Below are 13,453 nucleotides of genomic sequence, written 5' to 3' on the forward strand. Positions count from 1 at the left end.
AAAAATAGGGTAGGTTTCAACTAAATGCCATGTTGTCTGTACGATTTTGTTTGAAGGTGAGGAATGAGCATGACGCGTGTAAAAAAATATGATGGGATCACTCATTATTTGAAAAGTAATAATGGCTCTCAAGTAACGCTGACCTTTACTCAATTTGATGAATTGCTATTTCCTCGCAGCGGCTTGCCGCAAACAGCTCGGCAAGACCTGGACTGGTGGGCGAATGATTATCGTCATCCTGAAAAAGGAGCCTACGGTTGGCTGAACGCGAATTATGAAGTAGTACAAGTCAATCTTGATAAAGAATATGTTGTGTTCAATAAATTAGTAAAATCGAGTTGGCTCATTTAAAAATCATAAAAATTGTGGAATTCTAGCGTAACGATCAAATCGTTGCGCTTTTTTTTAACCTTTTACAGAGGATAAAGCAATACACTGCTCATGACGTACTTTGTTAAAAAAGAAAGGTTTGAATAAAATGATTGGTCAGCGTTTATTAGCAAAAGAATGGGAAACATTTTATCCACAAGCGGATCTAACAAAGGCAGTGAAGACTCCCGCAATGATAGCATCTGGAGAAGAGTGGATATGTCAGCGTTGCGGAAGTCATTCTCGTGAAAAAGTGCCAGCAGCTTATTTCTATTGTCCTCATTGTATTAGTTTAGGAAGGATGACCAGTGAGCAATCGCTCTATTATTTTCCCCCAGAAAGAATCACACCAAGGAAAATTGAGATTGTTTGGTCAGGACATCTTTCGCCGCCACAAGAAAAAATCGCAGAGCAGTTGATTGCGGATCAACGATCAGGGAAAACCTTTTTACTTTGGGCAGTGACGGGAGCAGGAAAGACAGAGATACTGTTTCCTTTATTAAAAGCCTATTTAGAACAAGGAAAACGGGTAGCTGTTACGTCGCCTCGAGTGGATGTCTGTAACGAAATATTTTTACGCTTTTGTGGGGCGTTTCCGCAAGAAAAGATCAGTCTCTTTCATGGACAGGAAAGAAAAGATAACGGGGATATCTTTGTGGTATGCACAGTCCACCAATTGTTACGCTACCATGAATATTTTGATCTGGTAATAATCGATGAAGTGGATGCATTTCCCTATGCAGAAGACCCTTTACTGCACCGTACTGTGGAAAGAGCAAAAAAAGCAGATGGTAAGCGTGTGTTTTTAAGCGCGACGCCTGATGAAAAGCTAAAAAAGTCAGTAGACTACCAGTACCATTTACCTGCCAGATTTCATCGCCGTGGGTTACCTGTTCCACAAGTGCTTTATTGCTGGCGCTTAGAGAAAGAGCTGTCTGCGGGGCACCTTTCAAAGAAATTCTTGAATAAAATAACTGAATTACTTGCAGAAAACAATGTACTTTTGTTTTGTCCGAATATCTCTCTATTGGCGAAAATGGCAGAAGATATTCAAACGTATTTTCCAGAAGTGAAGTTGGCCACCGTTTTTTCACAAGATCAAGAGCGTCTAATAAAAGTTGAAAATATGCGTACAGGGAAGTATCAATTGCTGCTCACTACAACGATTTTAGAACGGGGAGTGACTTTTGAAAAAGTATCGGTTGTTGTTTTACAAGCGTCTCACCGTGTGTTTAAAAAATCAGCGTTGGTCCAAATAGCCGGACGCGCTGATCGTAAAGGAGAGTACAATCAGGCAAAAGTTTTCTTTGCGACCAGCGAAATGACTACCGCTATCAAAGGGGCTATCAAAGAAATCAACGAAAACAATCGACAAGCTAGAGAGGCGGGATTGATCGATGCGCTGTAGTTGCTGCCAACAGGAAGTGGTAAAAAACGTAACTTTACGTGAGTTGTTCTTCAACACCAGTCAGCGGTGTTATCATTGTGAAAAGCGTTTCTCAAAAATAAATAGCAAAACGGCATGTCCGGGATGTGGTCGCCCAGATTCGCCGAAGCTATGTGGAGATTGCCAGTTATGGGAAGCACAGTTAGGATTTGTATTGAATAATCAAGGTATTTTTCGCTACGATGAAGGATTTCAGCGATGGATCGAAAGCTATAAATTCAAAGGGGATTACCGCGTGCGAGGAGGGATCGCAAAAGAATTAAAAGAAGCGCTAAAAAAGTATTCAGACTATCTGATTTGTCCGCTCCCGCTCTCAAAAGAACGTTTTAGAGAAAGAGGATTCAATCAAGTATGCGGTTGTTTAGAATCGGCAGATTGTTTTTATATAGAGTTGTTGGAACGAAAAGATCTTTCTCCGCAGTCAGAAAAATCACGTGCGAAACGATTAAAAATGGAACAGCCTTTTGCTTTGAAGGTGGAAAATAGAAAGATTAGAAATCAAAGAGTTTTATTAGTGGACGATGTCTATACGACGGGGCGCACACTGTTTCACGGAGCAGAAATTCTTTATAAAAATGGTGCTAAAACGGTGAAAAGCTTGACTTTTTCACGCTGAAATGCATTATTTTTTCGAGTGAAATTGATAGCGATTTACTTTGCAAAAGGATTAGATTTCGATATAATAGAATTAAGAAGAAGAGGGAAGAGTGGTCCTTCCTCCGATCTTCAGTTGGCAAGACGAAAGGGGCAATACGTATGTTCAAATATAATGTTCGTGGTGAAAACATCGAAGTTACTGAAGCTATCCGCAATTACGTTGAAAAGAAAGTAGGAAAGTTAGAACGCTACTTCACTGATGTTCCGGACGCAACTGCTTATGTCAATTTAAAAGTCTACACAGAAAAAACGGCAAAAGTTGAAGTAACGATTCCATTACCTTACTTAGTTCTTCGGGCCGAAGAAACTTCACCAGATTTGTATGCAAGTATTGATTTGGTTGTGGATAAATTAGAACGTCAGATCCGCAAATTTAAAACAAAAATTAATCGCAAAGCTCGTGAAACTTCTTTACCAACACGTGAAGTTGCTGTTGAATTGAACGATGAAGCAGAAGAAACTTCTGAGTTAGAGATTGTTCGTACGAAACGCTTATCATTGAAACCAATGGGCAGCGAAGAAGCAGTCTTACAAATGAACATGCTTGGGCATAACTTCTTTATCTTTGAAGATGCTGAAACGAATGGTACAAGCATCGTTTACCGTCGTAAAGATGGTAAATATGGTTTGATCGAAACAGATTAACAAATAGGCTTCAATAAATACTTTGTTAAGCCATATATCTAGAATTCACGCCTTCCAGCTAGTGCTGGAAGGTTTTTTATTTTGATTGAATTTAAAGTTTTAGAATGAAGCCGCTTTTTCTTGAGGAATTCGTTGCTCTAACTCGTTGGCAGGAAGGAAATGCCAGCAAAAAGATTAATCATTGTATAAGTCACGTATTATTCGTCATGAGAAGTTTCTTTTCTCAAGGACTAATGATAAAATATACTAGCGGGTTTCTATCGAAAAATAGAAAATGAAAAGAAATAAAGGAGTAAGATAAACGAATGGCAAACTTTCTGAGACGAATGATTGAAAATGATAAAAAAGAATTAAAACGATTAAGCGGGATCGCGGACAAGGTCGAAACCTTTTCTAGCGCCATGGAAGAATTGTCTGATGCGCAATTACGGGGTAAGACCGAAGAGTTCAGAGGACGTTATCAAGCAGGAGAAACCTTAGACGAAATGTTGCCAGAAGCGTTTGCAGTAGTTCGCGAAGCAGCAAAACGCGTCTTAGGTCTGTACCCTTACCACGTACAATTGATGGGTGGGATCGTATTACACGATGGCAATATCCCAGAAATGAAAACAGGTGAAGGGAAAACCTTAACAGCAACGATGCCGGTGTATCTAAATGCTATAACCGGTGAGGGTGTCCACGTTGTAACAGTCAATGAATACTTGGCTACACGGGATTCTACAGAAATGGGCGAGCTGTATAACTTCTTAGGACTGAGCGTTGGTTTGAATATCAATTCAAAAACAGCGGATGAAAAACGTGAAGCGTATAACTGTGATATTACATACAGTACGAACAATGAACTAGGCTTTGATTATCTACGAGACAACATGGTAGTTTATCAAAGTCAAATGGTTCAACGTCCGCTAAACTACGCGATCGTCGATGAAGTGGATTCAATCTTGATTGATGAAGCTCGGACTCCTTTGATCATTTCAGGAGCGGCTGAAAAATCGACAGCTCTTTACACACGCACGGATAATTTCGTGAAGCGTTTGAAAGAAGAAGAGGACTTCAAGATTGACATTCAGTCAAAAACGATTGGTTTAACGGAACAAGGAATCGAAAAAGCTGAAGAAAACTTTGGATTAGAAAATTTGTATGATCTTGATAATACTGCATTGACCCATCATTTGGATCAAGCGTTGCGGGCCAACTTTATCATGATTCGTGATATTGACTACGTGGTACAAGAAGGCAAAGTTCTGATCGTTGACCAATTTACTGGACGTATTATGGATGGTCGTCGCTACTCTGACGGGTTACACCAAGGGATCGAAGCCAAAGAAGGCGTTGAGATCGAAGACGAAACGAAGACGATGGCAACTATCACCTTCCAGAACTACTTCCGGATGTATAAAAAACTTGCCGGTATGACAGGGACAGCAAAAACAGAAGAAGAAGAGTTTCGTGAAATCTATAACATCGAAGTTATTCAAATTCCGACTAATCGTCCGATCATCCGTGAAGACCATGCAGACTTGTTATACCCAACATTGGAAAGCAAATTCCATGCTGTCGTTCAAGACATCAAAGAACGTCATCGTAAAGGACAGCCCATTCTTGTTGGTACGGTAGCGGTTGAAACATCCGAATTGCTTTCAAATATGTTGGACCGTGAAAAGGTTCCGCATGAGGTCTTGAATGCGAAAAATCACTTTAAAGAAGCAGAAATTATTATGAACGCGGGTCAAAAGGGCTCCGTTACTATCGCAACGAATATGGCTGGTCGAGGAACAGATATCAAGCTAGGTTTAGGGGTCATTGAACTGGGCGGACTTGCCGTAATCGGTACAGAACGTCATGAATCTCGCCGTATTGATAATCAGTTACGTGGACGTTCTGGTCGTCAAGGAGATCCAGGTGTTTCACAATTCTATCTTTCATTGGAAGATGATTTAATGAAACGTTTTGGCTCTGAACGAATCAAAGCGTTCTTGGACCGTATGAAAGTAGAAGACGAAGATGCAGTTATTCAAAGTAAAATGCTGACACGTCAAGTTGAATCTGCTCAAAAACGAGTAGAAGGAAACAACTACGATACACGTAAAAATGTTTTGCAATACGATGATGTGATGCGTGAGCAACGGGAAGTAATCTACAAACAACGGCAAGATGTGATCATGGGCGAAAAAGATTTGACACCAAATTTATTGAACATGGTACGCCGGACAATTTCACGTGTCGTGGACAGCCACACGCAATTGGATAAGGAAAACTGGAATTTTGAGGCCTTAGCTGATTTCGCCGGAACGACATTGGTGCACGAGGATACTGTTTCTAAAGCGGACTTTGAAAATAAAACGCCAGAAGAAATGAAGGATTATCTTTATAATCGTGCAAAAGAGGTTTTTGATTCTAAAGTGGCCCAATTACAGAGCCCTGAACAATTATTAGAATTTGAAAAAGTAGTCATCTTGCGTGTTGTAGATACAAAATGGACCGATCACATTGATGCAATGGATCAATTGCGTCAATCTGTAGGGCTTCGTGCCTATGGACAAAACAATCCGTTGGTAGAATATCAAACAGAGGGCTACAAGATGTTTGAAGATATGGTAGGCGCAATCGAGTTTGAAGTGACACGACTCTTCATGAAAGCAGAGATCCGTCAAAATGTTCAACGGGAGCAAGTAGCACAAAATCAACAAGAACACCCAGTGGAAGCAGATGGAGATCCTAAGAACCTAACTGAAACGAAGCAAAAGCCTGTTCATGTTGAAAAAGTAGGGCGCAATGATCCATGTCCTTGCGGCAGCGGAAAAAAATATAAAAACTGTCATGGCAAAGGACAATAATTATTTACGATAAGAAATGAACCTTTAGGACGGGACATAGCTACTATGTCTCGTCTTTTGCGAGTTTCACTCCGTTCCTATTTTTGGATAGTTCATGGTATCTTATAGGTGTAATAATTTAATAGATTATGTGTGGTAGAAACCGTTTGTGTATTAAACTGGTTGCGAAGTAGTGTTCAAACGTTCAATATAGTCGTAAGATTTTATTTTTGAAAGAGCAAGTATTGGTTATACGGATAATTTTTATCCGAGAGAAAGAAGGAAAAAAGTTGGAAAACGCAGAAATACGAAATTTATTAGATACGATGCAAGAGCAAGTCGCAAGTTTCAGGGGGTCTCTTTGACCTAGAGCAGTTAGAGGAGGATATCGCTGAAGCTGAAAACCAAATGTCTGCACCAGAATTTTGGAATGACTCCGAAAAAGCGCAGGCTCTGATTAATCGAAATAATGCTTCTAAGGATACCTATGATCAGTTTAAAGTGATCGCAAATGAGACGGACGAAATGAATCTTATGTGGGAAATGCAGCAGGAAGAATTTGATCCTGAAATGCAAAAGGAATTAGAAGAACGATTAAATCAGTTGCAGGAAAGAATTTCAGGTTTTGAATTATCGTTGTTATTAGACAATCCCTATGATAAAAACAATGCCATTGTAGAACTTCATCCTGGCGCTGGTGGGACAGAATCTCAAGATTGGGGTTCAATGCTTTTACGCATGTATACTCGTTGGGCAGAACAACACGGTTTTTCAGTGGAGACAATCGATTATCAATCAGGTGATGAAGCTGGAATAAAAAGTGTTACGCTGATGATCAAAGGAACGAACGCCTACGGCTATTTGAAATCTGAAAAGGGTGTGCACCGATTAGTTCGGATATCGCCGTTTGATTCAGCGAGTCGTCGTCATACTTCTTTTTGCTCGGTGGAAGTCATGCCTGAGTTGGACGAAAACATTGAAGTCGAAGTCAATCCTGATGATTTAAAAGTGGATGTTTATCGAGCAAGCGGTGCTGGTGGACAGCATATCAATAAAACTTCTTCGGCGGTTCGGATCACGCATTTGCCAACAGGAACAGTTGTTGCCAGTCAGGCACAACGTTCACAATTTCATAATCGCGAGACGGCTATGCAGATGCTGAAGGCGAAGCTCTATCAGTTAGAGATAGAGAAAAAGGAGCAAGAGGCTGCGGCGTTGCGAGGAGAACAAAAAGAGATTGGTTGGGGATCGCAAATTCGTTCATATGTTTTTCATCCTTATTCAATGGTAAAAGATCACCGTACGGAACATGAAACTGGGAATGTACAGGCTGTGATGGACGGCGATCTAGATCCTTTTATCGATGCTTACTTGAAATGGCGCTTGGCACAAGACACTCAAGCTTAAAAATGAAATCAAATTGTAAAGTTATGAAAGCCAGTTGCAATGTTGGCATGCTATAATAACAAAGAATTTAAGAGGATTTGGAGAGATAAAGCATGATTGAAATGCAGGATGTAACAAAAAAATATCCTAATAAGACAACTGCTGTGCGTGGGATTTCGGTCCGTATCGATCAAGGTGAGTTCGTCTATGTCGTTGGCCCCTCTGGTAGTGGAAAATCTACTTTTATAAAATTGATGTATCGTGAAGAGAAAGCAACTTCTGGAAAAGTATTGGATGTTGCCCGTCATGATTTGTTAAAGATCAAAAATAAAGAAGTTCCTTATTTACGTCGAGATGTTGGCGTGGTTTTTCAGGACTTCAAGTTATTGCCTCGTAAGACAGTCTATGAAAATGTCGCTTACGCGATGCAAGTTATCGGGCGCAAGCCGCGTGATATCAAAAAACGTGTGATGGAAGTTTTAGATTTAGTTGGTCTAAAACACAAAGTTCGCGTATTCCCGAGTGAATTATCCGGTGGGGAACAGCAACGAGTGTCTATTGCGCGTGCCATCGTAAATACGCCTAAAGTATTGATCGCAGATGAGCCAACAGGAAACTTGGACCCGGATACGTCTTGGGAAATCATGAAGCTGTTGGAACGGATCAATAACCAAGGAACAACGATCGTTATGGCGACTCATAACAAAACGATCGTAGACACCATGCGTCATCGCTTAATCGCGATTGAAAATGGCTTGATCGTTCGGGATGAAGCGGAAGGAGAATACGAGTTTGATGATTAGAAATTTCTTCCGACACTTATTGGAAAGTATCAAAAGTGTCAAACGTAACGGCTGGATGACATTAGCATCAGTCAGTGCAGTAACGATCACACTAACGATGGCGGGAATATTCCTTGCAGTCATCATGAATGCGACAAAATTGGCGCAAGATGTCGAAGGAAATGTCGAAGTAACCGTCTTTGCTGATATCGGCACAAAAGAAAAAGATCTTAAAGCGTTAAAAACGGATTTAGAAGAGATCAAACACGTGGACAAAGTAACTTTCTCCAGCAAGCAAGAGCAATTGAGAAAATTACAAAAACAAATGGGTGATGCGTGGGATTTATTTGAAGGGGACAGCAATCCTCTTTATGATGTTTATATCGTAAGTGCAACAGATGCACAGTATATTCGTCCAGTGACCCGTGAAGCGAGTCAACTAAATAATGTCTTCCGTGCAAATTACGGCGGAAACTCAGCGGATCGAATCATCCAAATGTCCAAGGTTGTACGAACATGGGGCTTAGCCGCCGCCGCATTGTTAATCTTTGTAGCGATTTTCTTGATTTCTAATACGATTCGAATCACGATTATTTCACGCAAAACAGAAATTCAAATCATGCGACTAGTAGGAGCTAAAAATGGCTATATTCGTTGGCCATTCTTTCTTGAAGGTGGTTGGATCGGATTGATTGGTTCAATCGTACCGATTCTAGTGCTAACGTATGGCTATTCTCAAGTATACGGTATAGCTGCGCCTTATCTATTGCAATCAAATCTAGCGTTGCTTCGTCCAAGCCAAATCGTATGGATTTTAGATATTGTAATGGCTGTTGGCGGGTACTTGATCGGTTCATTAGGTTCAGTTATCTCTATGCGTCGTTTCTTAAAAATCTAAATAATGAAACTTCTCCGTGTTTTCGGAGGAGTTTTTTTTATAGAATATTTTTAAAAGAGAATGTCTCTTGCCTTTTTTTGAAAAAGGTTCTACTATGGAAGACAGTTAAATAAATCGCTACCGAGCAAGGGAGCCAATTTCGTTAGGTCATTGAAGAAATTGGACTCCCTTTTTTTGATTTTTATTTTATAGTTTAATGGAATAGACTCGGTACGCATCGTTTCATTTTCTATTCATTTAAGGAGGAGTATGTATTATGGCATGGCTATCGTTGATTATTGCAGGGGTATTTGAAACATTTTGGGCAACTATGATGAAAATGAGTGAGGGATTTACTAAGATGAATTACTCGATTTTAACATTGGTTGGGATGATCGCAAGTTTCTATTTTTTAGCAAAGTCTCTGCACATACTGCCAATGAGTCTGGCTTACCCAGTATGGACAGGAATTGGTGCTGTGGGATCAATCCTAATTGGTGTTTTCTTTTTTAAAGATCATCTCTCTGTTTTGACGAGCTTTTTCGTGGTTCTTCTAGTAGTAGGAATCATTGGAATCAAAGTTACTAGCGGACATTAGCAAGGAAGTGGGGTAAACTATCTTTAGCACAAATGCAGGAGGTACGTATGATTAAAACAACGAATGAATTAACACCACAGGAATTATTGACCATTTTAGAGGCGCGCACGGCTGTTTTTGTGGTAGAGCAGCAGTGTCCTTATCAAGAAGTTGACGAGGCTGACCGTTCGGCTGTACACGTTTGTATAGAAAAAGAGGGTGAACTACAAGCGTATGCACGAATCCTAGCAGAAGGAGAGAGGATTCATTTCGGTCGTGTGTTGGTTGTGAAAAAATTTCGGAGACAACAATTGGGGAGAAAACTGGTTGCTAAGACGATGAAGGAAATAGAAAAACGCTACCCGGATCAGCCGGTCAGTATTTCGGCACAGGCGCATTTATCTGATTTTTACGGTTCATTCGGGTTTAAAGAAACTTCTGAGGAATATTTAGAAGATGGTATCCCTCACGTAGAAATGCTTTGGCAGAAGTCGGAGAATCACTAAAACAGTAGATTGTTTACATTCAGCATTTTCTCGGCTATCCTTTACTAGAAGGAGTGTGAAAGCATGTCGTTTGTGACAGAGCACTTGGGATTGTTTTTCCTGATTATCAATACAGTATTGTCTTTTATTATCGTTTTTAGAGAGCGGAAGGATACGGTGAATACATGGGCCTGGTTATTGGTCTTGACGTTTATCCCGATTCTTGGGTTTGTTTTGTATGTTTTTTTTGGAAAAGGTATCTCGAAAGAACGTATTTTTGATTTAAAGATGCAAACAAAAATAGGGATGAATGTGGAGGTTCAACAGCAACAGCGAGCGCTTGAACGGGGGCTTTTTCCTAAGCCAACGACCAATCAGGTTGACCCGCGTCAATTGATTTATATGCTGACCATGTTTGAAAGTTCTCTATATACGACAAAAAACGAAGTGACACTTTATACAGATGGACGTGAAAAATTTGATGCGTTGCTTGAGGACATCCATCAAGCAAGATACCATATCCATATGGAATACTACATTTACCGTGCGGATGAGTTGGGACTGGAAGTGCGGGAAGCATTGGTTGCTGCGGTATCCCGCGGGGTAAAGGTACGTCTGCTTTTGGATGCTTGGGGCTCCACACAAGTCAAACGTCGTTTTCTTGCACCGTTAATTGAAGCGGGTGGAGAAGTCGTTTTTTTCTTTCCATTATTTTTACCTTATTTAAATCCGCGGATGAATTATCGGAACCATCGAAAGATCGTTGTGATCGATGGAGAAATCGGCTATACCGGAGGATTCAATGTAGGAGACGAGTATCTCGGATTAGTTGAACGATTTGGCTACTGGCGAGACAACCATTTACGGATTCATGGGGATGCTGTGTACACATTGCAAAATCGCTTTTTAATGGATTGGAATTCTCAGCAACGGCACGACCTTGTGTATCAGCCAGACTATTTCCCAGAAATTGAAGCTGACGGGAAATTTGCTTTGCAAATCGTCAGCAGCGGGCCTGACAGCGAGCATGAACAAATTAAGTTGACGTATTTGAAAATGATCAATTTGGCAAAAAAAGAAATTTTGATCCAAACCCCTTATTATATTCCCGATGCCCCGATTCATGAAGCATTGAAGCTGGCGCTGTTGTCAGGAGTAAAAGTTCGCCTTCAAATCCCCAATAAGCCGGATCATATTTTAGTTTATTGGGCGACCTATTCTTTTGCGGCGGAATTGTTAGAGTATGGAGCAATTATTGAAACTTATGAAAATGGCTTTATCCACGCGAAAACCATGGTGATCGATGAAGGGATCGCTTCAGTAGGCTCTGCTAATATTGATGTACGGTCTTTCAAATTGGATTTTGAGGTAAATACGATTGTTTATGATGACGCATTTGCTAGGGAATTGCGGGACGAGTTTTATAAAGATTCGATGAACTCAAAAATATTGACGCAAGAAAAATATGATCAACGCGGTACTGTTATCAAGTTTAAAGAGGGCATTGCACGATTGATCTCACCGCTTCTATAAAAATCATTTGCGCTTTCATGGTTTGATAGTATAAAATGAACTAGCTTGTTTAGTAAGTGAACTCAAAGAGATTTTAAGGAGATTTTTCATGAAGAAATGGTTCTTTCCCCTATTAGGTTTAGGAATGCTTTTACTGTTATCTGGATGTTCAAAATGGATCGACCGCGGTGAATCGATTACGGCTGTCGGCTCTTCAGCGTTGCAGCCATTGGTAGAGACGGTCGCTGAGGAATACCAGAGTAAAAATCCAGGAAGATTCATCAATGTCCAAGGCGGCGGAAGTGGTACAGGATTAAGCCAAGTACAATCGGGCGCTGTTGACATTGGAAATTCAGATTTATTTGCTGAAGAGAAAAATGGCATCGATGCGAAAAAATTAGTGGATCATAAAGTTGCTGTAGTAGGGATCACCCCTATCGTTAACAAGGGCGTCGGTGTAACCAATATTTCATTAGAAAACCTGCGGAAGATTTTTCTTGGTGAAATTAAGAACTGGAAGGACCTCGGCGGCAACGATCAAGAAATCGTTATTTTGAACCGGGCAACCGGCAGCGGGACACGATCGACCTTTGAACAATGGGTTTTAGATGGAAAAACGGCTATTCGTGCGCAGGAGCAGGACTCAAGCGGCATGGTTCGCCAAATTGTCTCGGATACTCCGGGCGCTATCAGCTATACGGCATTTTCATATGTCACGAAGGATGTACAGACCTTGAGTATTGATGAGGTCGAGCCGACAGACGACAATGTCACGACGAATCGTTGGAAGATTTGGGCCTATGAGCATATGTATACTAAAGGAGAACCCACTGAATTAGTGAAGGATTTTCTTGATTATATGCTTTCTGAGGATGTTCAAGGAAAAGTGGTTCCACAACTCGGCTACATTCCCATCTCTAATATGAAAGTAGAACGAGATTGGCAAGGCAATGAAATAAAATAGCAGAACTACCGTTTCGTTTTTTCGAGACGGTTTTTTTCACGTAATTTTTGTTGCAGAAAATGCAGGAAAAATGAGGCAGGCGATTATTCCGAAAAGAGTAGGAGGAGAAGAAGTGTATTATCCAATACAAGTTCCCTTTCTTTTAAATGACGCGTTCACGCAAGCGGTCGTATACAGTGAAACGGTTATTCCCGAATGCAGCGCGTTCATTTTATGTTTTTGGTCCATGTATCCGAAAACGAAACAGCACCGTCAAGTGAAAAATGTCATTATCGCAGATGGCTGTATTGACTTGATCGTCGATTTTGATAGAAAGGAAATATTTTTCACTGGGAATCAGCAAACAGAATTTGACTATGAGATAGAAACGCCCGCATATTTCTTTGGTGCGCGCATGATGCCGGGCGCTTTCCATCAACTTACAGGTCTGCCTGCGGAAAGAGCGATGAATGACCGTGTGTTCTTGCAAAATGTTTTTACTGATCTCGATCAGTCGCGCTTTTTTTCAGCAGGGTTCGAACAGGCTCAGAAAATTTTTCAGGGCTATTTGGTCGAAAAATTTGAGAAGATGACGCCTAATGATTTTACAAAGCTTTTTCCGAGATTGTTTGAGTCTCCGCCTAAAAATACGAAGGAATTGTATGACCAGCTTTACTTTAGTCCTCGCCAGTGCCAACGCGTTTTTTCGAAAAATTTTGGTTTAACGCCTAAGATGGTACTAAGTATTTTAAGGTTTCAAAAATGTTTGCAGATACTGACTTCTGAACAAGCCGTCCCCTCTGACATTATGGCTGTGACAAATTATTATGATCAGCCTCACTTTAATAAAGACTTTAAGCACTATTTAGGAATTACTCCGCTAGACTTGGTTTCTCGTTATAAAAAGTGACGCTTTTTTACAATTATTTCCCGCCTCTTCTTGATAAAATTAATCTA

Annotated in this window: 13 protein-coding genes; all 13 read left to right on the plus strand. The window is 40.5% G+C overall.

Annotated features, from left to right (window positions below):
• Positions 1 to 69 precede the first annotated feature (69 nt).
• The 13 genes from I592_RS03660 to I592_RS03720 all read left to right on the plus strand — a co-directional run bounded on the left by I592_RS03660 (position 70) and on the right by I592_RS03720 (position 13,406).
• Positions 70 to 351, plus strand: coding sequence for a DUF7662 domain-containing protein (locus I592_RS03660; protein ID WP_010743298.1), 282 nt, complete (start codon positions 70 to 72; stop codon positions 349 to 351).
• A 127-nt stretch (positions 352 to 478) separates the two neighbouring features.
• Positions 479 to 1,777, plus strand: coding sequence for a DEAD/DEAH box helicase (locus tag I592_RS03665; RefSeq protein ID WP_010781569.1), 1,299 nt, complete (start codon positions 479 to 481; stop codon positions 1,775 to 1,777).
• Between the two features lie 16 nt (positions 1,778 to 1,793).
• Entirely contained in the window at positions 1,794 to 2,432 is a 639-nt protein-coding gene (locus tag I592_RS03670; RefSeq protein WP_244265151.1) for a ComF family protein, read from the plus strand.
• A gap of 140 nt (positions 2,433 to 2,572) precedes the next feature.
• A complete protein-coding gene (gene hpf / locus I592_RS03675) occupies positions 2,573 to 3,118 on the plus strand; it encodes a ribosome hibernation-promoting factor, HPF/YfiA family (RefSeq protein WP_010781567.1) in 546 nt (181 codons plus the stop codon).
• A 305-nt stretch (positions 3,119 to 3,423) separates the two neighbouring features.
• On the plus strand, positions 3,424 to 5,955 hold the full coding sequence (gene secA, locus I592_RS03680; RefSeq protein WP_010781566.1) for a preprotein translocase subunit SecA: 2,532 nt from the start codon (positions 3,424 to 3,426) through the stop codon (positions 5,953 to 5,955).
• A gap of 269 nt (positions 5,956 to 6,224) precedes the next feature.
• A protein-coding gene (gene prfB / locus I592_RS03685; RefSeq protein WP_179943812.1) for a peptide chain release factor 2 occupies positions 6,225 to 7,341 on the plus strand; the annotation gives its coding sequence in 2 pieces (ribosomal slippage) (positions 6,225 to 6,296 and positions 6,298 to 7,341; 1,116 coding nt in all).
• Positions 7,342 to 7,433: 92 nt separating this feature from the next.
• A complete protein-coding gene (gene ftsE, locus I592_RS03690; protein ID WP_010781564.1) occupies positions 7,434 to 8,123 on the plus strand; it encodes a cell division ATP-binding protein FtsE in 690 nt (229 codons plus the stop codon).
• Complete coding sequence (gene ftsX / locus I592_RS03695) at positions 8,116 to 9,000, plus strand: permease-like cell division protein FtsX (protein ID WP_010781563.1); 885 nt, start codon at positions 8,116 to 8,118, stop codon at positions 8,998 to 9,000. The genes ftsE and ftsX overlap by 8 nt, the downstream gene beginning before the upstream one ends.
• A 256-nt stretch (positions 9,001 to 9,256) precedes the next feature.
• Positions 9,257 to 9,577, plus strand: coding sequence for a DMT family transporter (locus I592_RS03700; protein WP_010781562.1), 321 nt, complete (start codon positions 9,257 to 9,259; stop codon positions 9,575 to 9,577).
• Positions 9,578 to 9,624: 47 nt separating this feature from the next.
• Positions 9,625 to 10,062 (plus strand): GNAT family N-acetyltransferase, encoded by a 438-nt coding sequence (locus tag I592_RS03705; protein ID WP_010781561.1) that lies wholly within the window; start codon positions 9,625 to 9,627, stop codon positions 10,060 to 10,062.
• 63 nt (positions 10,063 to 10,125) lie between these two features.
• On the plus strand, positions 10,126 to 11,574 hold the full coding sequence (cls, locus tag I592_RS03710) for a cardiolipin synthase (RefSeq protein WP_010781560.1): 1,449 nt from the start codon (positions 10,126 to 10,128) through the stop codon (positions 11,572 to 11,574).
• A gap of 88 nt (positions 11,575 to 11,662) precedes the next feature.
• Positions 11,663 to 12,517 carry a phosphate ABC transporter substrate-binding protein PstS gene (locus tag I592_RS03715; RefSeq protein WP_010781559.1) on the plus strand — a complete coding sequence of 285 codons (855 nt, stop codon included), beginning with the start codon at positions 11,663 to 11,665 and terminating at the stop codon, positions 12,515 to 12,517.
• A 112-nt stretch (positions 12,518 to 12,629) separates the two neighbouring features.
• Entirely contained in the window at positions 12,630 to 13,406 is a 777-nt protein-coding gene (locus I592_RS03720) for a helix-turn-helix domain-containing protein (protein ID WP_010781558.1), read from the plus strand.
• Positions 13,407 to 13,453: the final 47 nt, after the last annotated feature.

The sequence above is a fragment of the Enterococcus gilvus ATCC BAA-350 genome, assembly GCF_000407545.1.
Lineage (GTDB): Bacteria > Bacillota > Bacilli > Lactobacillales > Enterococcaceae > Enterococcus_A > Enterococcus_A gilvus.